The sequence below is a fragment of the Pseudomonas linyingensis genome, assembly GCF_900109175.1.
GTDB classification, from domain to species: Bacteria; Pseudomonadota; Gammaproteobacteria; order Pseudomonadales; family Pseudomonadaceae; genus Geopseudomonas; species Geopseudomonas linyingensis.
The window spans coordinates 92,174-111,646 of record NZ_FNZE01000003.1; the positions used below are offsets into that span (position 1 = coordinate 92,174).

Here is a 19,473-nt window from a genome sequence, read left to right on the forward strand (position 1 = left end):
TGCCGACCCTGACCAGCGGGCTGGGCAACACGCTGACCATCACCGGGGTCGACTACGATCCAGCGACCGGCAGCGGCACGGTCTTCTACAGCTACACCCTGCTGGACAACGAAATGCACACCCAGCCGGCCAACGACACCGCGCTGAGCGAAAGCTTCGCGGTGGTGCTGGTCGACGACAGTGGTACCACCATCGGCCAGAGTCTGGACGTCACCATCCTCGATGACGTGCCGCAGGCTTTCCTCCCCGAGTACGGCATGCTGATCGACCAGGTGAGCGACACCCGGACCATCAGCGGCGACTTGCGCTTCGCCGATGCGGCCGGTGCCGATGGTGTGGGCGATGTGGGCTTTACCTTCACCGAAGGGGCCCTGGCGCTGGATGCCAATGGCAACCGGATCACCCTGGATGATCAGCAGCTGTACCTGTATTACGGCGACGACAACACTCAGTTGGTGGCCAAGACCGGACCGAATGGGGATGTCGGCTTCGTCATCGATATCGATCCGGAAACCGACAGCTACAGCCTCACGACCTACGGCGTGCTGTCCAATCACACCAGTACCGTTCTGAGCAACCTGTCGGGTGTGGGCAGCGCGGGTAACATCAATTTCAAAGGACTGATCGATGTCGGCGGCACCCAGCAGGATGTGTTGATGTCATCCACCTCCGGCAGCATCAACAGTACCCCGACCGACGTTGCCATCGGCAACCAGTGGATCGATCCTGCTGACAACATTCGTTTCGACTTTCTCAACGGTCTGGTGGTCAACGCGCAGAGCAGCACGGGCTTCAGCTACAGCAGCCACAACCTGTTTTCCAGCTTCCGCCAGAGCATCGCTCAGGTGCAGAGCAGCAATGGCACCGTCAGCCTGACGATCCTGGCGATCATCGCCGACAACGATAACGTGTTCGGCTCGGGAGATGTCGGCGAGAGCTATGTGCCGCTCTCGACCAGCAATATCCATGTGTATGACAAGCTGGGCAACGACGTCACCAGCTCGGTGACCTTGGTCGACAACGGCGACTCGATCACCATTCGTGGGCTTCTGGACGACTGGAGCTACGAAGTCAGCTCGGCCACCCAGTTCAGCGCGCTGCAGGTATCGAGTGCATCGGACTCTTCGCCGTTCGCCCTCGGCGGCTTCAGCTACACGCAGGTGCTGCCCGAGCAGCCGATCGAGCTGTCCTATCAGATCGAGGCCACCGACGGCGATGGCGACACGATCTTCAGCAACCTGCAGGCCACCCTCTATCCGCAGGCCAGTACGTTGGAGGGTGATGATGGCAGCAACAGCCTGGTGGGTACCGCTGCCGCGGACTGGATCTTCGGTCATGGCGGTGACGACAGCCTGAGTGGGCTGATCGGCGACGATGCGCTGTCCGGCGGTGGCGGTAACGACATCCTCGATGGCGGGCAGGGCAACGACCTGCTGTCGGGTGGTACCGGCGCGGATAGCTTTGTCTGGAACTCCGGCGACACCGGGGTTGACCGCATCACCGACTTCACCCCAGGCGAGGATCAACTGGACCTGTCCGACCTGCTGATGGGGGTCGACGGCGCTCTGGATTCACCGGAACTGGCCAGCTCGCTGACCGACTATCTGAGCATGGCCTTCGGCGCCAGCACCACCATCACCGTCAACCCGGATGCGGCCGGGCCGCTGCCGGCGAACCAGTCGATTGTGCTGGAGGGTATCGACCTGTCGCAGGCCTATGGCTCCAGCGATGAGGCCACCATCATCCAGGGCATGCTCGACGACGGTTCGCTGAAAGTCGTCTGAGTCCTACGATCGCCACCGCCCCTTGCCTGCGTGGAAGGGGCGGTTTTTTGTGTTGCTGTTTCGGCAATGAGCGACAGGTAGTGGTGGTGGAGAAAGCTTCGGGGATAAGCTCGACGCCAGAAATGGCGCCGGGCGCTCCGGTCAGGTCCGGATCAGGGGAGGGGAAGGGATGATCTACGTGCAACATGATGAGCAGGGTGAGCTGCTGCGAGTCGAGATGGAGCCGTTTGCCGGCATGACCACGGCACTGCCCGTGATGGATGAACAGGTGCAGGCCTGGCTCACCCGCGAGGAGCTGCGCACGCGCCTGAGCCGGCTGAAGGATTCCGACCTCGAGTTGATTCGGGTGCTGGAGGACCTGGTTTCGGTACTGGTCGAGCGCGGGGTGATCCGCTACACCGATCTGCCCGAAGCGGCGCAGCGCAAGTTGCAGGCGCGTGCCGAGGTGCGTTCCAGCCTGGGCTGCTTGAGCGGACTGCTCGGCGACGAGGATGAGCAGCAGCTCATCTGAACTCTTCTCATCCGAGCTCTTCTTATCTGAACTCCTCCGGCGAGTCGGACGGCAAGCTGCCCGAGTGCGACGCTGCCCGGTGCCCCGGTCGGGGTACCGGCGCGCCGATCAGCCGGCCCATCACCCCGTGGATTCCCAGTTCGCGCAAGGCGAGTGCCTCGCCCTCGTGCTCGACCATTTCCGCAATCAGTGGCAGATCGATGTTGTGGGTGGCGCGGCGGATGGCATCGATGAACACCCGTTTGTCCGTCTCCCGATCCAGCCTGCGGATGAAACTGCCGTCGATCTTCAGATAAGCCAGGGCGAGATGGGCCAGATTGCCGATCAGACTGAAGCGTCCGCCGAAATGCTGCAGGCCAAGTGCATAGCCGGTGTCGCGGATCGACTGGCAGAGTGGCAGCAGTTGCTCTGCAGCCGGCAGGCTGCGCTCGTCCAGCTCCAGGGTGAGCAGGTGAGCCGCCTGTGGGTGCTCGCGCAGGGTGTGGAGAATCAGGGCCATGCTGACCTGATCGTTTAGGGTCGCACTGGACAGACTCAGCGCCAGTGGCTGAGGGTGCTGGCCGAGATGGGCCAGGGTGTGCTCGAGCATCAATTGGTCGAGCCGGGGCATCCAGCCGAAGCGGGCGACCCAGGGCAGGAATATGCCGGCGGGGATGGCCTTGCCCTGGGCGTCGAGCAGGCGGGCCAGCACCTTGTGGTGCAGGATCACCGTATGGTCTGCGCAGCGCACGACGGGCTGGAAGTAGAGCTGCAACTTGCCCTGGCCGATGGCGTCATCCAGCCAGGTGCGCCATTCGTGCTGATCGAGGTCTCCGCCTCCTTCGTAGCTGTCTAGGCGCTCCCATGGCTTGTCCGCTCTGTTTTGGGCCTGGGCCAGTGCCTGGTCGGCGCGGGCGAGCACCCGTTGCTCGGTTTCGCCGGGATGGAACACGCACAGGCCGATATGGGCCAGCGGGGCGCAGTCGCTGGCCTCGGTGCTGCGCAGACTCTCCAGTGCCGCATTGAGCTCGGTGGCCAGCTGATCGGCTTCGCTGCTGCTCTGGCCGGGCATGATCAAGGCGAATTCGCCGCCGCGGGTGCGCGCGGCGAGCCAGTCGGGGTGGCCTTGCCGGGCGCTCAGGCGCTGCAGCAGTTCGCCGATGGCGCACAACAGTGCATCGCTGCGCGTGCCGCCCAGGCGTTGGTTGAGGCCGGCCAGATCATTGACCCGCAGCAGCAGCAGATAACCGGCTGCGGTCTGTTCGCCGGCGACCAGCTGGCTGCCCAGGCGCATGTCGAAGCGGCGCCGGTTGGCCAGGCCGGTGAGGCTGTCCTGGTAGGCTTCGCGGGCCAGGTGCTCGCTGTGCTGCGCCGCCTCGGCGAACAGGCTGCGCAGCTTTTCCACCATCTGGTTCATCGCCAGTACCACGCGGCGCAGTTCGGGCGTGCGCGGTAGCTGCGGCAAGCTGATGAATTCGCGCCGGCTGATCGCCTGCGCCTGTTGCACCATGTCGTCGAGCGGGCGCAATTGCAGGCGCAGCAGCCAGCCGCCGAGGGCGGCGCTGAGCAGGCCGCAGAGCAGCAGCCAGGACAGGCTGCCCATGCTGCTGTCCCACAGGCGGGCGAGGGCGAACTGTGGATGGCTCACCACTTCGACCCTGGCTGCCTGCTCCCAGCCGCGCATGATCAGGGCTTCGCCGCCTTCGGGGTGGAGATCGACCAGGCTGCTGAACCAGCTCGGCACGGCGTCGTTGCCAGGAGTCATCTGCCGCTCGACGATGATGCTGTCGTCACCGACACGCCGCACGCGGATGCTGGCGTAGTAGCCGCTGTCGAATATCGAGTTGACCATCAGCTCGACCATCGCCGGATCGTCGACGTGCGGGGTCAGCGACAGGCCCAGCGCCGTGGCGGCGTCCTGGGCGTGCGAGCGCAACTGGCTGATCGTCTGCGCGCGCGAGCTTTCCAGGCTGGTGACGAAGCTGCCGGTGAAGGCCGCCAGCAGAAACAGGCAGATGGCGATGAACAGTTGCTTCAACAGGGACATGGGGCCTCCTAGCCTCAGTTCGAGGCAAAACCTTCGGCGTGCATCTTCTTCAGCAGATCCTGCCAGCGTGAAAGATTCTTGCTGTCGCCACCTTGCCTGCCGCCGCCGGGACCGGGCAACCAGAGGCCTTCGGCGTTGAAGGCATACACGGGCAGCAGGTCGCGGCGTTGCGAGGCGGGGCGGATGTCGGTGGTCAGGTTGTCGAGCACCAGCGGGTCACTGGTCGGTGTGGCATACCAGGTCAACACCATGTGCGCCTGGTTCAGCTCCAGCGCCTTGACGTAGGTGATGCGCAGTCTGTCGCTGGGCACACCCAAGCGGCGCAGGGTCAGGTACTTGGCGATCGCATAGTCTTCGCAGTCGCCAGCGCCCTTGATCAGCGCCTCGACCGGGGTTGCCCAGTAGTCGATCTGCTGCCAGGTACGCACATCGTCGATGAACAGCAGGGTGCGGTTAAAAAAGGCGTTGACTGCGTGCAGCTGCTGCTGTTCCTCCAGGCTCACGCCTGTGCCGATCAGGTCGGCCCACTCCTGCAGACGGTCCCGGCCTGGGCCGAGGGGGCCGTGCTGCTGCTCGGCCAGCTGGATGATCCGCGCGAACTCCCCCCACGCCTGCGCCCGGAAACCCAGCAGCAGGCCGGCGAGCAGGCACAATAGGGCCAAGACATGCTTGCCCTCCAACTGCAGCGGGATCATCCCTTGCGGCTCCATCGACTGCCCATGTCTTGCCGTTATCTGTTGAGGATAGGCGCAATCGTCATCGCCTGCCTGTCCGCCAATCAGGGACGGCCCAGGGTTTTCTGGCGAAGGATGTAGACAGTGACCAGCACGGCGCTGGTGAGCATGAACAGGCGCGCCGGCAGCAGGGGGACCAGATAGCAGGACAGCAGGATGCTCACCCACATCAGGCCGATGGCCCAGGCCTTGGCCTTGAACGGAATGCCCTCACCGTCGAGGTAGTCGCGGATCCAGGGGCCGAGGCGGGGATGGGTGACCAGCCAGATGTACACCCGGCGCGAGCTGCGCACGAAGCAGGCAGCGGCCAGTAGCAGGAAGGGGGTGGTCGGCAGGACCGGCAGGAAGATGCCGATGACGCCGAGCGCCACGCTCAGCCAACCGATGCCCAGCAGCAGCCAGCGCAGCCAGGCATGACGTATCTCGGTCGGTTCGCGTGGCGCCATGCGGCGCGACTCAGTGCTGGCGGGGCTTGAGCAGTGCGGGCTTCTCGTCCGGGGCCTGGCAGAGCAGGAACAGCGCGGTCAGCAGCTCGGGGATCTGGTCGATCATGTCGTCGACCAGGTCGCGGTCGCGAGCAATCTCGTCGAACTCGGGCTGCTCGTCGAACAGGCCGGAGCCGACCATGATCGGCAGCAGCAGTTCGCTGACTTCGTCCTCGGCGTCCTCGAACCACACGCCTTCGCGCAGGAACACCCCCTCCATGAAGCCGATGCACCAGCCGCGCAGGTCGGAGGCGTCGGGCTCGTCGCCCAGATCGAGGTCGCAGGGCAGCTCCATGTCCTCGTCGCTGGCCAGCTGGCGACCGATGTGGGTCTTCAGCTGGATCAGGGTTTCCTCGATTTCGGCCTTTTCGGCATCGCTGCGGTAATGCGGCGGCTCGGCGAACAGGGCGTCGATCCACTCGCGCTCGGGAACCTGCTCGGGGCAGATGGACAGGGCGGTCAGGTAACCGTGGGCGGCCACGTAGTCCAGCGCTTCCTCATGCAGATCGTCGGCATCGAGAAAGGCTTGCAGGCGGGAGAGTTGCTCGGCGAAGGACATCGGGACACTACCTCAAGACGGATGCGCGTCGATTGTAGACGAGCCGCACTGCCGCCGCTAGGCAAGTGGCGCACGGTAGCGCCGCGTGGCTGACGTATAATGCGCGGCTTCACCAGGAGGCACCATGCTCGATTCAGCCCTGCGCACCCTCAAAGACGTATTCGGTTACGACGCTTTTCGCGGCAATCAGGCGCGCATCATCCAGCGTCTGAGCGAGGGGGGCGACGCCCTGGTGCTGATGCCCACCGGCGGTGGCAAGTCGCTGTGCTTCCAGGTGCCGGCGCTGCTGCGCGACGGCGTGGCGGTGGTGGTGTCGCCGCTGATCGCGCTGATGGACGATCAGGTCGCCACCCTCGACGAGCTGGGTGTGGCGGCGGTGGCGCTGAATTCGACGCAGACGGCGGAGGAGCAGCGCGAGATCGCCGAGCGCCTGCGCCGCGGCGAAATCAAGCTGCTCTACCTGGCTCCCGAACGCCTGGTGCAGCCGCGCATGCTGGCTTTCCTGCAGAGCCTGCCGATCGCCCTGTTCGCCATCGACGAGGCGCACTGCGTGTCGCAGTGGGGCCACGACTTCCGCCCCGAATACCTGCAGCTCGGCCAGCTCGCCGAGCTGTTCCCGCAGATTCCGCGCATCGCCCTGACCGCCACCGCGGACATGCGCACCCGCGAGGAGATTGCCCAGCGCCTGCATCTGGAAAAGGCCGAGCTGTTCCTGTCCAGTTTCGATCGGCCGAACATCTTCTACCGCATCGTGCCCAAGGATCAGCCGCGCAAGCAGCTGCTGGGCTTTCTCGCCGACCGCAAGGGCGATGCCGGCATCGTCTATTGCATGTCGCGCAAGAAGGTCGAGGAGGTCGCCACCTTCCTCAGCGAGCAGGGCTACCCGGCGCTGCCGTACCACGCCGGCCTGCCCAGCGAGCTGCGCGCGCACAACCAGAAGCGCTTCATCAACGAGGAAGGGCTGATCATGGTGGCGACCATCGCCTTCGGCATGGGTATCGACAAGCCCAACGTGCGCTTCGTCGCCCACCTCGATCTGCCCAAGTCGCTGGAAGCCTACTACCAGGAAACCGGCCGCGCCGGCCGCGACGGCCTGCCCTCCGAGGTGTGGATGGCCTACGGCCTGCAGGACGTGCTGTTCCTGCGCCAGATGCTGCAGAACTCCGAGGGCGACGAGCGCCACAAGCGCGTCGAGCGCCACAAGCTGGAAGCCATGCTGGCCCTCTGCGAAGAGACCCGCTGCCGCCGCCAGGCGCTGCTGGCCTACTTCGACGAGGAGCTGCCCAAGCCCTGCGGGCACTGCGACAACTGCGTCGACGGCGTGGAAACCTGGGACGCCACCGAGCCGGCGCGTCTGGCGCTGTCGGCGATCTACCGCAGCGGCCAGCGCTACGGCGTCGGCCACCTGATCGACCTGCTGCTCGGCCGCGAGACCGACAAGATCCGTGCGCTCGGTCACCAGCATCTGTCGGTGTTCGGCAAGGGCAAGGAGCTGGCCGAGGCTGACTGGCGCACCCTGTTCCGCCAGCTGGTGGCGCGCGGTCTGGCCGACGTCGATCTCGACGGCTATGGCGGCCTGCGCCTGACCGACAGCTGCCGGCCGCTGCTGCGTGGCGAGGTGAATCTCCAGCTGCGTCGCGATCTCAAGCCGCAGCGTGCCCAGCGCAGTTCCGGCGGGGCGAGCCAGGCCAGCCAGCTGGTGCGCGGCGACGAGCGGCCGCTGTGGGAGGCGCTGCGCACCCTGCGCCGCAAGCTGGCCGAGGAGCACAGCGTGCCGCCCTACGTGATCTTCCCCGACGCCACCCTTCTGGAGATGCTGCGCAGCCAGCCGCAGTCGCTGTCCGACATGGCTCAGGTGAGTGGCGTCGGCGCCCGCAAGCTGGAGCGCTACGGCCAGGCCTTCCTCGACGTGCTCATCGACAGCCCGGCCGCACCTGCCGAGCCGCCGAAGGTTACCGACCTGCGCCACGAGTTGGTCAGCCTGGCCCGCTCCGGCATGACCCCGCAGCAGATCGCCCGCCAGCTCGATTGCAGCGAGAAGAACGTCTACAGCCTGCTGGCCGAGGCCATCGGCCGCCAGCAGCTGAGCCTCGAGCAGGCGCTGGATCTGCCCGAGGAGCTGCTCGGCGAGATCCACGATGCCTTCCTCGATGGCGACGCCGAGCTGCCGCCGGTGGCGGCGATTGCCGAGCTGTTCGACGGTCGCGTGGCGCTCGGCGTGCTGCACTGCGTGCGCGCGGCGCTGGAGTCCGAGCTGGACGCCTGAGCCCGGCTCATTTCCCTCTCTACGGGCGCCGTCTCCGGCGCTCCCAGTCTTCCGTCGTGATCGGCAGGGACTGCTTGCAAGCATATACTTAGCAGGCTAATAATTAGCTCATTAAGTATCTGGAGTTCGACCATGGCCCATTCCGATCACCGTTTCGGTGCCGACATCGCCCTGCTGGCGCGCACCTGGCGCGCCGAGCTGGATCGCCGCCTCAGCCATCTCGGCCTGTCGCAGGCCCGCTGGCTGGTGTTGTTGCACCTGGCGCGATATGCGCAGGCGCCGACGCAGAGCGAGCTGGCGGCCAAGGTCGGCGTCGAGTGCGCGACCCTGGCGCGTCTGCTCGATGGTCTCGAGGCGCAGCAGCTGGTGCGCCGGGTGACGGTGGCCGAGGACCGGCGGGCCAAGCGCATCGAGCTGCTGCCGGGCACCGAGACGTTGATCGCGCAGATCGAAGCCATCGCCAGCGAGCTGCGTGGCGAGATCCTCGTCGACATCGACCAGCAGGAGCTGGAGGTGTGCCAGCGCGTGCTGAGCCAGATGCAGGCCAACCTGGAGCGGCGCTGACATGGGCCACGACCTCGACGTCCTTGCGGCGCGTTTCGGCAAGCATTACCCGCGCTGGCTGCTGGCCCTGCTGATCATCTCCACCATGACCATGGTGCTGTCGTCGACCAGCATCAACGTGGCCCTGCCGGCGATCATGGCGGACTTCGCCATCGGCCGGCCGCTGGCCCAGTGGCTGGTCACCGGCGTGCTCGCCGCGATGACCTCCGGCCTGCTGCTGTCGTCCTGGGCGCAGGCGCGCTTCGGTCCTCGTGCGACCCTGCTGACCAGTTTCGGCCTGTTCCTGATCACCTCGCTGGTGGCACCCTTCGTCACCTCGATCTGGGCGCTGATCGCCATCCGCATCGTTCAGGGCCTGTGCGCGGGCATCGCCCAGCCGCTGTCCATGGTGCTGATCTTCCGCACCTATCCGGGCGAGGGGCGCGGCCTGGCCCTGGGCCTGTTCGGCCTGGGCGCGATGATGGCGCCGGCCCTGGGGCCGACCCTGGCGGGCTTTTTGGTCGACCATTTCGGCTGGCACGCGGTGTTCTGGCTGCCGGCGCCGGTCTGCGTCATCAGCCTGATCGGCGGCGCGCTGCTGCTGCCTACCCTGCGTTCGCTGACTCCGCCGCGCCTCGACGTGCCCGGCTTCGTTCTGCTCAACCTGGCGCTGTTCGGCGTCCTCGCCGCCCTGGCCGAGGCGCAGCGCTTCGGCTGGCTGGACAGCGCGACTCTGCTGCCCGGGGCGCTCGGCCTGCTCGGCCTGGTCGCCTTCCTCTGGCGCTGCACCCATCACCCGGCGCCGCTGCTTCCGCTGCGCCTGTGGCGCAACGCCAGTTTCCGCCACACCAGTTGGGTGTCGATGGTGCTGGGGGTCAGCCTGTTCGGCATCACCTACCTGGTGCCGCTGTACGTGCAGACGGTGGAGGGCTACAGCGCCAGCGACGCCGGTCTGTTGCTGCTGCCCACCGGTATGGTGCTGGGCGCCGCCGTGTTCGTCGGCGGCTGGTTGAGCGACAAGGTGGCGGCGCGCTGGCTGCTGGTCGGTGGCCTGGGGCTGCTCACCCTGTCCACCGCCGGCCAGGCGTTGATGGGCAGCGGCGCGGGATTCTGGGCGATCTGTGCCTGGGCCTCGCTGGGTCGCCTCGGTATCGGCGGCCTCATGCCGGGGGTGAGTACCGGCGCGGTGCAGGACCTGCCGCCCGAGGAGCTGGCGCCGGCCACCGGCACCATCAGCTTCATGCGTCAGCTCGGCGGTGCGCTGGGCATCAACCTGCTGACCTTCTTCCTCGAGTGGCGTCACGCGGCCGAAGGTGCCGATGCGGCCGCCAATGCCATGGCTTTCCAGCAGAGCTTCTGGCTGCTGACCGTGCTGTTTGCCCTGGCCATCTGGCCGGCCTGGCTGCTGCGCAATCGCTGACGTGCGGCGCGGGCGGGGCGCTATGATGGCGTCCCGCCCGTTATCACGTTGAGGATGTCGTCGGCATGTCCACGTCCAAACCCGAGATCGTCATCACCTACTGCACCCAGTGCCAATGGTTGCTGCGCGCCGCCTGGCTGGCTCAGGAGCTGTTGTCTACCTTCAGCGACGAGTTGGGCCGGGTGAGCCTGGAACCCGGCACCGGCGGAGTGTTCCGCATCACCTGCGACGGCGTGGAGATCTGGGAGCGCAAGGCCGACGGCGGCTTCCCCGAGGCCAAGGTGCTCAAGCAGCGGGTGCGCGACCGCATCGACCCGGGCCGCGACCTCGGCCACAGCGACCGCCCGCGCAGCAGCTGAGCGGCGGTACACGCCTCTGCTTGCGCCGACGACCGGCAGCGGTGCGCGACTGGGCTATGCTGCGGTAACGAGGCTTTGCGTCATTCGCGTTACGCGGGCGTGAAACTGTGTGACGTCCGTACAGTTCGCTCAATCCCAGCCGGAGGTGGCAGATGGACTGTGCCCAGCTTTGCCCGTCGACGAGCAGGCCGTGGCTGATCTGTCCGCGGCTGGCATCAGCGTCTGCGGCGCCCGCTGATGGGGCTGGCGGATCGCACCTATGCGGCTGTTGATCGTCAGCGATACCTGGGAGCCGCGGGTGAGCGGGGTAACCACCTGCCTGCGTGCGCTGGCCGACGAACTGCAAGCGCTCGGGCATGAGGTGCGTGTCTTGTCGCCGCTGGATTTTCACGCCGTGCCCTGTCCGGGCTACCCGGAGATTCTGCTGGTCTGGAATCTCTGGCGAGTGGCCGACAAGATCCGCGAGTTCGCTCCGGATGCCGTCCATCTGGCCACCGAAGGTCCGCTCGGCTGGGCGGCGCGGCGCTGGCTGCAGCGCCATGGGCTGGCGTTTTCGACCGCCATGCACACCCGCTTTCCCGAGTTCGTGCATGCGCGCTGGCCGGTGATTCCCTTGAGCTGGGGTTATGCTTGGCTGCGCGCCTTTCATCGGCCAAGCGGGGCGGTGCTGGTCAGCACCGTGCGCATGCAGCTCGAGTTCGCCCAATTGGGCTTCTCCCGGCTGGTGCTGTGGCGCAAGGGCGTGGACATCGGTCAATTCAAGCCGCGTGTCGAGCCGCAGGCAGAGCACGAGCGGGTGTTTCTCTATGTGGGCCGTCTGGCCCCGGAGAAGAATCTGGAGGCGTTCTTCGAGCTTGACCTGCCCGGGGAGATGCGGGTGGTGGGCGACGGCCCGCTGCGCGCCGAGCTCGAGCGACGTTATCCCCACGTGCGGTTTCTCGGTTACCTGCGCGGCGAAGCGCTGGCGCAGGCCTATCGCAGCGCCAGCGTGCTGGTGTTCCCCTCGCGCACCGATACCCTCGGCATGGTGATGCTCGAGGCACTGGCCTGCGGCACGCCGGTGGCGGCGTTTCCGGTGAGCGGGCCGCTGGATGTGCTGCGTCAGGGCGTCAGCGGGGTGATGGACGAGGATCTGCAGCGCGCCTGCCTGCAGGCCCTGAGCCTGGATCGCAGCCAGTGCGTGGCCGAGGCGCAACGCCAGTCATGGCAGGCCTCGGCGCTGGAGTTCCTCGCCCGCCAGCCACGCCTGGACGGCGGGCCCTGCGTGTCGGCCGAGCAGCTGAGGGCCGAGCGCGCCGCGCCTTGAATGTTCAGCGTCCCAGCCGTGCGCTGACGAAGGTGGCCAGCACGATCAGCGCGCCGCCACCGAGGATGCTCAGGCTGGGTATTTCGCTGAACAGCAGCCAGGCGAAGAAGATCCCGTAGACCGGCTCCATGGCGAACACCACCGCCGCGGTGCGCGCCTTGAGTATGCGCAGGCTGGCGACGAACAGGCTGTGGGCCAGGCCGGTGCAGAGCACGCCGAGCAGGGCCAGCCACAGCCAGTCCAGCGCCGCCATGACCGCCAGTTGCGGCGCGGCCAGCGGCAGCAGGCACAGGGCGATGGTCAGGTTCTGCCACAGCGCCGCCTGCACCGGGCTGATGCCGCGGGCGCTGACCCGGTTGACCAGCGACAGCAGGGCGAACAGCAACCCGGACAGCACCGCCCACAGCAGCCCCTGACTGGCCTGGCTGGCCAGCTCGAACTGCGGGGTCACCAGCACCAGCCCCAGGCACACCAGACCGACCACGGCGAACTCCGCCGCCCTTAGTCGTTCGCGGAACAACAGTCCCTCGAGCAGCAGGGTGAAGGCCGGGAAGCTGGCGAAACCGAGGGTGGCGATGGCCACGCCGGAAACCTTCACAGCGTGGAAGAAGGTCAGCCAGTGGCTGCCCAGCAGCAGCCCGCCGAGGGCCAGCAGACCCAGCTGGCGCAGGTCGGGGCGCCCGCTGCTGGCGTTGCGGGCGAAGGCGAGGACCAGGCCGAGGGCGAGCACCGCGAACAGCGCTCGGCCGGCGGTGATCGCCAGCGGCGCGGCCTCGGCCAGCTTGCCGAACACCCCGGTCAGGCCGAACAGCAGCGCGCCGAGATGCACGGCGAGCAGGGCATTGCGCGGGGTCATGGCTGGCGGCTCGGGGAGCGAAGGGCGGGCGGTAGGGCGCGGAGCGGGTACATGCGGGTTTCCTTGGCAAAGGCGACCAGTGTACCTGCCCGCCGTCGTCTGTCATCGCCCTGCCTTCGCCCTGTCATCCCGTTTACACGGCGCCGCCGCACCATCGGGGAAACCCGTCGGAGGCCGTCGATGACCAGTGCCCAGCCGCTCCCGCCCAAACGCAAGCAATCCGTGCGTACCCTGTGGATCTCCGACGTGCATCTCGGAACCCGCGATTGCCAGGCCGAACGCCTGGATGCCTTTCTCAAGCGTTATGCCCCCGAGCGGGTCTACCTGGTCGGTGACATCATCGACGGCTGGAAGCTGCGCAGCGGCGTGTACTGGCCGCAGAGCCACACCAACGTGATCCGCCGGCTGATCAACATGAGCCGGCGCGGCACCGAGGTGATCTACGTCACCGGCAACCACGATGAGTGCCTGCGCCGTTATGCGGATCTGGTGCTGGGCAACATCCGCCTGGTCGACGAAGCCGAGCACCTGACCGCCGACGGCCGCCGCCTGCTGGTCCTGCACGGCGACCAGTTCGACGTGATCACCCGCTACCACCGCTGGCTGGCCTTCCTCGGCGACTCGGCCTACGAGTTCACCCTCACCCTCAATCGCTGGCTCAACCACTGGCGCCAGCGCTGGGGCTACGGCTACTGGTCGCTGTCGGCCTGGCTCAAGCACAAGGTCAAGGGCGCGGTCAGCTACATCAGCGAGTTCGAGGAGGCGCTGGCCCACGAGTGCACCAAACGCGGCTTCCACGGCGTGGTCTGTGGGCATATCCACCACGCCGAGATCCGCCGCGTGGGCGCCATCGAATACCTCAACTGCGGCGACTGGGTCGAGTCCTGCAGCGCGTTGATCGAGCATGCCGATGGCCGCATCGAGCTCTACCGTCTGGCGGGCGACGCCACGGCGGGGCTGGCGCTGGAGGACGAAGTCGCCGAGTCCCTGGTGGAGTCTTCGACATGAGACTGCTGATCGTCAGCGATGCCTGGGCGCCCCAGGTCAACGGCGTGGTCACCAGCCTGCGCGCGCTGGTGGCCGAGCTGGAGCTGCTGGGGCACGAGGTCGGCGTGCTGTCGCCGCAGGACTTTCGCACGTTGCCCTGTCCGGGTTATGCGGCGATTCCGCTGGCCTGGGATGTCTGGACGGTGGCGGAGAAGATCCGCGCCTTCGCTCCGGACGCCGTGCACCTGGCCACCGAAGGGCCGCTGGGCTGGGCGGCGCGGCGCTGGTTGAAGCGCCGTGGACTGGCGTTTTCCACGGCGATCCACACGCGCTTTCCCGAATACGTGAGCGGGCGCTGGCCGTGGATTCCGCTGGGTTGGGGCTATGCCTGGCTGCGTGCCTTTCACCAGCCGAGCCGGACGGTGCTGGTCAGCACCGAGCGCCTGCAGGACGAGTTCGCCGGGCATGGCTTCAAGCGCCTGGCGCTGTGGCGCAAGGGCGTGGATTTGCGCCAGTTCCAGCCGCGCCTCGAGCCGGGGGAGGGCGCGCCGCGGTTCCTGTATGCCGGGCGCCTGGCCCCGGAAAAGAATCTCGCGGCCTTCCTCGACCTCGACCTGCCGGGCGACAAGCAGGTGGTCGGCGACGGCCCGCTGCGCGCCGAACTTGAGAGCCGCTATCCGCAGGTACGCTTCTGCGGCTACCTGAGCCAGGACGAACTGGCCGAGGCCTATCGCGGCGCCAGCGTGCTGGTGTTCCCCTCGCGAACCGACACCCTCGGCCTGGTGATGCTCGAGGCGCTGGCCTGCGGCACGCCGGTGGCGGCCTTTTCGGTGGCGGGGCCGCTGGACGTGCTGCGCCAGGGCGTCAGCGGGGTGATGGACGAGGATCTGCAGCGCGCCTGCCTGCAGGCGCTGAACCTGGATCGGCGCGCCTGCGCCGCCGAGGCGCAGCGCCAATCGTGGCAGGTGTCGACACAGGAATTCCTGGCCCACCAGCCCCGGCTGGATGGCGGCCTCCGGGCTGGACCGGAGACGATGCAGGGCTGAGTCATGCACGGGGGGCGTCGCCGGCGGTGGCGAGAATCCCCCCGGGCAGGCGGCGGATTCCCGCCGCGAAGCCGCCTTCGGCGGCTATAAATCTATCCCATGGTGCTGATTTATAAGGAGTATTTGTTTTTTTCAGGGTTGGCCCGAGGCTTGCAATGACGCGTTACCCCTCCAGGCGAGGGGCACACAAGAAGTCTCCCGGAGAGGGGGCTAACGCGTTCGGTGACGTTCGGCGACAGGGAAAGGTCGGCGTTGCCTGTGAGGAAGACTGCATGTCTCGTCAACCGCTGTACAAGAGCCTGTACGTCCAGGTGCTGGTCGCGATCGCCGTTGGTATCGCGCTGGGCCACTTCTATCCGGAAACCGGTGCGGCGATGAAGCCGCTGGGTGACGGCTTCGTCAAGCTGATCAAGATGGCCATCGCGCCGATCATCTTCTGTACCGTGGTCAGCGGCATCGCCGGCATGCAGGACATGAAGGCGGTGGGCAAGACCGGCGGCATCGTCCTGCTGTATTTCGAGATCGTCTCTACCGTGGCTCTGGTCATCGGCCTGGTGGTGGTCAACCTGGCGCAGCCGGGGGCCGGCATGCATGTCGATCCGTCCACCCTGGATGCCAGCAGCATCGCCGCCTACGCCAAGGCCGGCGAAGAGCAGAGCACCGTGGCCTTCCTGATGAACGTGATCCCGAACACCGTGGTCGGCGCCTTTGCCGAAGGCAACATCCTCCAGGTGCTGTTCTTCGCCATCCTGTTCGCCTTCGCCCTGCAGCGCATGGGCAAGCACGGCAAGCCGGTGCTCGAGTTCATCGACGACATTGCCCATGTGATGTTCGGCATCATCGGTGTGATCATGAAGCTGGCGCCACTCGGTGCCTTCGGCGCCATGGCCTTCACCATCGGCAAGTATGGCGTCGGCTCGCTGCTGCAGCTCGGTCAACTGATGCTGTGCTTCTACATCACCTGCGCGTTCTTCGTGCTGATGGTGCTCGGCGGCATCGCCCGCGCCAACGGCTTCAGCATCCTGCGTTTCATCGGCTACATCCGCGAGGAGCTGCTGATCGTGCTAGGCACCTCGTCCTCCGAGTCGGCGCTACCGCGCATGCTGAACAAGATGGAGAAGCTCGGTTGCCACAAGTCGGTGGTCGGCCTGGTGATCCCGACCGGCTACTCGTTCAACCTCGACGGCACCTCGATCTACCTGACCATGGCTGCGGTGTTCATCGCCCAGGCCACCGATACGCCGATGGACCTGACCCAGCAGCTGACCCTGCTCGCCGTGCTGCTGATCTCCTCCAAGGGGGCAGCCGGCGTGACCGGCAGCGGTTTCATCGTGCTGGCGGCCACCCTGTCTGCGGTGGGCGGCCTGCCGGTGGCCGGTCTGGCGCTGATCCTCGGTATCGATCGCTTCATGTCGGAAGCGCGCGCCCTGACCAACCTGATCGGCAACGGCGTGGCCAGCGTGGTGGTGGCCAAGTGGTGCGGCCAGCTGGACAACGAGCAGCTGCAGCGCGAACTGGCCAACCCGAGCCGCACCGCCGTGGAGCTGCCGCTGGTGGCCGAGCCGGCGGAGGTTACGGCTGGCGCTGTTCGCCGCTGAATACCAGGGTCGCCCGGCAGCGCCGGCACAGGTAGCTGCGCCCGCGCAGCACCAGCGCATGGCGCTGCGGGGTGAAGGGAAACTCCCCGTCTGGGCACTGGCAGCGGTACAGGTAGGGCCGCTGCCGGCGTTTCACTTCATAGCTGTGGCAGCGCTCGGCGGGCAGGCCGTAGACCTTGAGCATGATCTGCTGCCATTCGCGGCCGTGCGGGCGGATGCCGGCGCCGAAGCGTTGGTGGGCGACCAGGTGTGCGACCTCGTGGGCCACGGTCTGGCGCAGAAAGTGCTCGCGATTCTCCCGATACAGCTGGGCGTTGAAGCGCAGGCGGTTTTCCGTGAGGTGGGCGACGCCGGCCTTGAGGCCGCGCAGGCGCAGGCTGATCTGCGGGCGGAGAAAGCGGCAGTCGAAGAAGGCCTCGGCCTGCTGGTAGCAGGCTTCGACACGGGCAAGCAGCTGATCGGGCATGGGCGAGTCGGGGCAGGGGAGCGTGTGCCGATTATGCCAGTCGTGTGCGGCACAAACAGCAAGGCCGCCCGCAGGCGGCCTCAGGTGGGATGGTCCGTGATTGTTGTTGGAGAATAGACCGGACCTACGCCAAGTTGTTTCGTTGCGATCTCACTCAGCTGGTGTAGACCGGACCTACACCGAAGCCCCACAGCACGACCGAGATGGCCATCATCGCCACCAGTACCACCAGTCCCACCGCCAGCACCGAGCTGGAGAACATGAAGCCCTCGTCTTTCGGGATGTTCATGAAGGCCGGGATGCCGACATACAGCAGGTAGGCCGTGTAGCACACCGCCAGCGTACCGACGCCCATGGCCAGCCACAGGTTCGGGTACAGCGCGGCCAGGCCGCCGATGAACAGGGGCGTGGCACAGTAGGCAGCAAACACCACCGAGTCGGTCAGGCTCGGTCTGGCGTCGTAGGTGCGCGCCATCCAGTGGATGAATGCCCCCATGGCGGCCACGCCGGCCAGCATGGCCAGGTAGGACAGCACGGTCATCTGCAGGGCGCTGGCCTCGGTCAGGCGTACCGCATCGCCGCTGCCGAACGACCAGCCGACCTGGGTCGTACCGATATAGGCTGAGATGGCCGGGATAGCGGCCAGGATCAGTACATGACTCAAATACATATGGCTGATGGTTTCTTTATCGCCACGAATCTCTTGCCATTCTTGATCAGGATGGGCGAAGAGCCCCCAAACGTGGTGGATCATGATCGGACACCTCATCGTTATAGGCGGATCGCCGCTGACAAGGCGCCGGAGGCACATGGCCAGTGCCATCCGGTGCCGGGTCGTCCTCTGCGACCTTATGCCGCAGTATAGGCGTCGTCCCGACAAGCTGCCGTACGAGGGCATAGAGCGATTTAGCCTCTCAGCCGCGGTTGTAATAGCGTTCGAGAATTTCCATCGCCTTGTTGATCGACTGCAGGCGTGAGGTGCTGCCCCCGCGATCCGGGTGGTGCTGGCTGACCAGCTGGCGATAGCGCAGGCGGATGGCCGGGTAGTCGGTCCGCGCCTCCAGGCCGAACAGCTCCAGCGCGGCCTGCTGTTCCTCGCCCCCGTGCATGCGGGTCCAGAAACTCTGCAGCAGATGCGCGACATCCGCTTCGCTGGTGTCGCGCAGATGGGCCTCGTCGAGATAGTAGGCGCGCAGCGGATCATGCTCGGTCAGGCCCTGTTGCCCATCCTGGTAGGACAACAGGCGTACCCGCAGGGGGCTGATTTCCAGGTGCGCACTCCTCTCGGCCCACAGGCGGTCGCGCAGGCGGTAGAGGGCGTTGAACAGCATGAAGTGGATGCGAAACAGCACCAGCTTGTCGCTCAGCGGCAGCTGGGGGATGTGCGAGCAGTGCCCATCCTTGAGTTGACGGATGATCTGGTGCTCGCTGAGGCCGGCCGGCGTTTGGCGCAGCAGCGCCAGCAGGTGCTCGGTCAGGTCGAGGGCGGGGTCGAATGTGGTGTTCATGTTGGCCAGCCTAGCACGCAGCTGACCGGCGACTTTCGGCGCGCCAGCGCAGACGTGAGCGGCTTCGCAGGGCAGGGAATCGGGTCGCACATTTCAGGGGCTGGGGTGATCGCGCGTTTGCGCGTAAAATGAGCGCCTTTTTCGCAACTCCTTTTTCTCAAATCCCCCGGACTCCACACCACCATGGGCACCCTTTCGGTCAACCAGAACAAGCTGCAGAAACGCCTGCGTCGCCAGGTCGGCGAAGCCGTCACCGACTTCAACATGATCGAGGACGGCGACAAGGTCATGGTCTGCCTGTCCGGCGGCAAGGACAGCTACACCATGCTCGACGTGCTGCTCTACCTGCAGAAGGTCGCGCCGATCAAGTTCGAGATCGTGGCGGTGAATATGGACCAGAAGCAGCCGGGTTTCCCCGAGCACGTGCTGCCCGAGTACCTCAAGTCCATCGGCGTCGACTACCACATCATCGAGAAGGACACCTACTCGGTGGTCAAGGAGAAGATCCCGGAGGGCAAGACCACCTGCTCGCTGTGCTCGCGCCTGCGCCGCGGCACCCTGTACACCTATGCCGACGAGATCGGCGCGAACAAGATGGCGCTCGGCCATCATCGCGACGACATCCTCGAGACCTTCTTCCTCAACATGTTCTACGGCGGCACCCTCAAGGCCATGCCGCCCAAGCTGCTGTCCGACGACGGCCGCAACGTGGTGATCCGTCCGCTGGCCTACTGCAGCGAGAAGGACATCGAGGCCTACGCCCAGCTCCAGCAGTTCCCGATCATCCCGTGCAACCTGTGCGGCTCGCAGGAAAACCTGCAGCGCCAGGTGGTCAAGGAGATGCTCCACGAGTGGGAGCGCAAGTCGCCGGGCCGCACCGAGATCATGTTCCGCGCCCTGCAGAACGTGGTGCCCTCGCAGCTGGCCGACCGCAACCTGTTCGATTTCCAGAGCCTGAAGATCGACGACACCGCTACGCCACGCTTCATCGACGTGATGAGTCTCTGATTTCGCCGATC

19 protein-coding genes are annotated in these 19,473 nt (G+C 66.3%); 11 read left to right on the top strand and 8 right to left on the bottom strand.

The window, feature by feature from the left end:
• Together BMZ19_RS22775 and BMZ19_RS04690 are read left to right on the top strand one after the other, a co-directional pair.
• The coding region (locus tag BMZ19_RS22775; RefSeq protein WP_170847706.1) for a type I secretion C-terminal target domain-containing protein at nt 1-1,784 on the top strand (1,784 nt) is incomplete at its 5' end.
• 169 nt (nt 1,785-1,953) lie between these two features.
• Complete coding sequence (locus BMZ19_RS04690; protein ID WP_090307617.1) at nt 1,954-2,295, top strand: tryptophan synthase subunit beta; 342 nt, start codon at nt 1,954-1,956, stop codon at nt 2,293-2,295.
• 22 nt (nt 2,296-2,317) lie between these two features.
• On the opposite strand, the gene lapD is transcribed toward BMZ19_RS04690, so the two are convergent.
• The 4 genes from lapD to BMZ19_RS04710 form a co-directional block, all read right to left on the bottom strand.
• Nucleotides 2,318-4,321 (bottom strand): cyclic di-GMP receptor LapD, encoded by a 2,004-nt coding sequence (gene lapD / locus BMZ19_RS04695; RefSeq protein WP_090307620.1) that lies wholly within the window; start codon nt 4,319-4,321, stop codon nt 2,318-2,320.
• 14 nt (nt 4,322-4,335) lie between these two features.
• Nucleotides 4,336-5,016 carry a cysteine protease LapG gene (gene lapG, locus BMZ19_RS04700; protein WP_244517102.1) on the bottom strand — a complete coding sequence of 227 codons (681 nt, stop codon included), beginning with the start codon at nt 5,014-5,016 and terminating at the stop codon, nt 4,336-4,338.
• A gap of 83 nt (nt 5,017-5,099) precedes the next feature.
• The gene (locus tag BMZ19_RS04705) at nt 5,100-5,501 is read right to left on the bottom strand and encodes a YbaN family protein (RefSeq protein ID WP_090307626.1); all 402 of its coding nucleotides are present in this window, start codon (nt 5,499-5,501) and stop codon (nt 5,100-5,102) included.
• Between the two features lie 10 nt (nt 5,502-5,511).
• Complete coding sequence (locus BMZ19_RS04710) at nt 5,512-6,099, bottom strand: UPF0149 family protein (protein WP_090307628.1); 588 nt, start codon at nt 6,097-6,099, stop codon at nt 5,512-5,514.
• Nucleotides 6,100-6,223: 124 nt separating this feature from the next.
• Between BMZ19_RS04710 and recQ the strand changes: the two genes are divergently transcribed.
• From recQ to BMZ19_RS04735, 5 genes are all read left to right on the top strand, one after another.
• Nucleotides 6,224-8,365 (top strand): DNA helicase RecQ, encoded by a 2,142-nt coding sequence (gene recQ, locus BMZ19_RS04715; protein WP_090307631.1) that lies wholly within the window; start codon nt 6,224-6,226, stop codon nt 8,363-8,365.
• A gap of 132 nt (nt 8,366-8,497) precedes the next feature.
• Nucleotides 8,498-8,929, top strand: coding sequence for a MarR family transcriptional regulator (locus tag BMZ19_RS04720; protein ID WP_090307633.1), 432 nt, complete (start codon nt 8,498-8,500; stop codon nt 8,927-8,929).
• Between the two features lies 1 nt (nt 8,930).
• Complete coding sequence (locus BMZ19_RS04725; protein WP_090307636.1) at nt 8,931-10,328, top strand: DHA2 family efflux MFS transporter permease subunit; 1,398 nt, start codon at nt 8,931-8,933, stop codon at nt 10,326-10,328.
• Nucleotides 10,329-10,393: 65 nt separating this feature from the next.
• Nucleotides 10,394-10,687, top strand: coding sequence for an Rdx family protein (locus BMZ19_RS04730; RefSeq protein WP_090307639.1), 294 nt, complete (start codon nt 10,394-10,396; stop codon nt 10,685-10,687).
• 259 nt (nt 10,688-10,946) lie between these two features.
• Nucleotides 10,947-11,993 (top strand): glycosyltransferase family 4 protein, encoded by a 1,047-nt coding sequence (locus BMZ19_RS04735; protein ID WP_090307643.1) that lies wholly within the window; start codon nt 10,947-10,949, stop codon nt 11,991-11,993.
• Nucleotides 11,994-11,997: 4 nt separating this feature from the next.
• On the opposite strand, the gene BMZ19_RS04740 is transcribed toward BMZ19_RS04735, so the two are convergent.
• Nucleotides 11,998-12,849, bottom strand: coding sequence for a DMT family transporter (locus tag BMZ19_RS04740; RefSeq protein ID WP_090307647.1), 852 nt, complete (start codon nt 12,847-12,849; stop codon nt 11,998-12,000).
• Nucleotides 12,850-13,029: 180 nt separating this feature from the next.
• On the opposite strand from BMZ19_RS04740, the gene BMZ19_RS04745 reads away from it, so the two are divergent.
• The 3 genes from BMZ19_RS04745 to BMZ19_RS04755 all read left to right on the top strand — a co-directional run bounded on the left by BMZ19_RS04745 (nt 13,030) and on the right by BMZ19_RS04755 (nt 16,480).
• Nucleotides 13,030-13,857, top strand: a complete 828-nt coding sequence (locus tag BMZ19_RS04745) for a UDP-2,3-diacylglucosamine diphosphatase (RefSeq protein WP_090307650.1) — start codon at nt 13,030-13,032, stop codon at nt 13,855-13,857.
• Complete coding sequence (locus BMZ19_RS04750) at nt 13,854-14,882, top strand: glycosyltransferase family 4 protein (protein WP_090307654.1); 1,029 nt, start codon at nt 13,854-13,856, stop codon at nt 14,880-14,882. Before BMZ19_RS04745 ends, BMZ19_RS04750 begins: the two co-directional genes overlap by 4 nt.
• Before the next feature lie 272 nt (nt 14,883-15,154).
• Nucleotides 15,155-16,480 (top strand): dicarboxylate/amino acid:cation symporter, encoded by a 1,326-nt coding sequence (locus BMZ19_RS04755; RefSeq protein ID WP_090307658.1) that lies wholly within the window; start codon nt 15,155-15,157, stop codon nt 16,478-16,480.
• Here BMZ19_RS04755 and BMZ19_RS04760 read toward each other — a convergent pair.
• The 3 genes from BMZ19_RS04760 to BMZ19_RS04770 form a co-directional block, all read right to left on the bottom strand.
• Entirely contained in the window at nt 16,455-16,946 is a 492-nt protein-coding gene (locus BMZ19_RS04760; RefSeq protein ID WP_090307660.1) for a SprT family zinc-dependent metalloprotease, read from the bottom strand. The two genes, BMZ19_RS04755 and BMZ19_RS04760, sit on opposite strands and share 26 nt — an antisense overlap.
• Before the next feature lie 154 nt (nt 16,947-17,100).
• Entirely contained in the window at nt 17,101-17,700 is a 600-nt protein-coding gene (locus BMZ19_RS04765; protein ID WP_090307663.1) for a Yip1 family protein, read from the bottom strand.
• Between the two features lie 160 nt (nt 17,701-17,860).
• The gene (locus tag BMZ19_RS04770) at nt 17,861-18,454 is read right to left on the bottom strand and encodes a DNA-J related domain-containing protein (protein ID WP_090307666.1); all 594 of its coding nucleotides are present in this window, start codon (nt 18,452-18,454) and stop codon (nt 17,861-17,863) included.
• A 183-nt stretch (nt 18,455-18,637) separates the two neighbouring features.
• Here BMZ19_RS04770 and ttcA point away from each other — a divergent pair, with 183 nt between their 5' ends.
• A complete protein-coding gene (ttcA, locus tag BMZ19_RS04775) occupies nt 18,638-19,462 on the top strand; it encodes a tRNA 2-thiocytidine(32) synthetase TtcA (RefSeq protein WP_090307669.1) in 825 nt (274 codons plus the stop codon).
• Nucleotides 19,463-19,473: the final 11 nt, after the last annotated feature.

Bases quoted from the DNA above. Each gene is read 5' to 3' on its own strand.
- BMZ19_RS04725 (WP_090307636.1), top strand. From the start codon at position 8,931: ATGGGCCACGACCTCGACGTCCTTGCGGCGCGTTTCGGCAAGCATTAC.
- lapD (WP_090307620.1), bottom strand. From the start codon at position 4,321: ATGTCCCTGTTGAAGCAACTGTTCATCGCCATCTGCCTGTTTCTGCTG.
- ttcA (WP_090307669.1), top strand. From the start codon at position 18,638: ATGGGCACCCTTTCGGTCAACCAGAACAAGCTGCAGAAACGCCTGCGT.
- BMZ19_RS04705 (WP_090307626.1), bottom strand. From the start codon at position 5,501: ATGGCGCCACGCGAACCGACCGAGATACGTCATGCCTGGCTGCGCTGG.
- BMZ19_RS04740 (WP_090307647.1), bottom strand. From the start codon at position 12,849: ATGACCCCGCGCAATGCCCTGCTCGCCGTGCATCTCGGCGCGCTGCTG.
- lapG (WP_244517102.1), bottom strand. From the start codon at position 5,016: ATGATCCCGCTGCAGTTGGAGGGCAAGCATGTCTTGGCCCTATTGTGC.
- recQ (WP_090307631.1), top strand. From the start codon at position 6,224: ATGCTCGATTCAGCCCTGCGCACCCTCAAAGACGTATTCGGTTACGAC.
- BMZ19_RS04735 (WP_090307643.1), top strand. From the start codon at position 10,947: ATGCGGCTGTTGATCGTCAGCGATACCTGGGAGCCGCGGGTGAGCGGG.
- BMZ19_RS04690 (WP_090307617.1), top strand. From the start codon at position 1,954: ATGATCTACGTGCAACATGATGAGCAGGGTGAGCTGCTGCGAGTCGAG.
- BMZ19_RS04720 (WP_090307633.1), top strand. From the start codon at position 8,498: ATGGCCCATTCCGATCACCGTTTCGGTGCCGACATCGCCCTGCTGGCG.
- BMZ19_RS04750 (WP_090307654.1), top strand. From the start codon at position 13,854: ATGAGACTGCTGATCGTCAGCGATGCCTGGGCGCCCCAGGTCAACGGC.
- BMZ19_RS04745 (WP_090307650.1), top strand. From the start codon at position 13,030: ATGACCAGTGCCCAGCCGCTCCCGCCCAAACGCAAGCAATCCGTGCGT.
- BMZ19_RS04765 (WP_090307663.1), bottom strand. From the start codon at position 17,700: ATGATCCACCACGTTTGGGGGCTCTTCGCCCATCCTGATCAAGAATGG.
- BMZ19_RS04755 (WP_090307658.1), top strand. From the start codon at position 15,155: ATGTCTCGTCAACCGCTGTACAAGAGCCTGTACGTCCAGGTGCTGGTC.
- BMZ19_RS04760 (WP_090307660.1), bottom strand. From the start codon at position 16,946: ATGCCCGATCAGCTGCTTGCCCGTGTCGAAGCCTGCTACCAGCAGGCC.
- BMZ19_RS04770 (WP_090307666.1), bottom strand. From the start codon at position 18,454: ATGAACACCACATTCGACCCCGCCCTCGACCTGACCGAGCACCTGCTG.
- BMZ19_RS04710 (WP_090307628.1), bottom strand. From the start codon at position 6,099: ATGTCCTTCGCCGAGCAACTCTCCCGCCTGCAAGCCTTTCTCGATGCC.
- BMZ19_RS04730 (WP_090307639.1), top strand. From the start codon at position 10,394: ATGTCCACGTCCAAACCCGAGATCGTCATCACCTACTGCACCCAGTGC.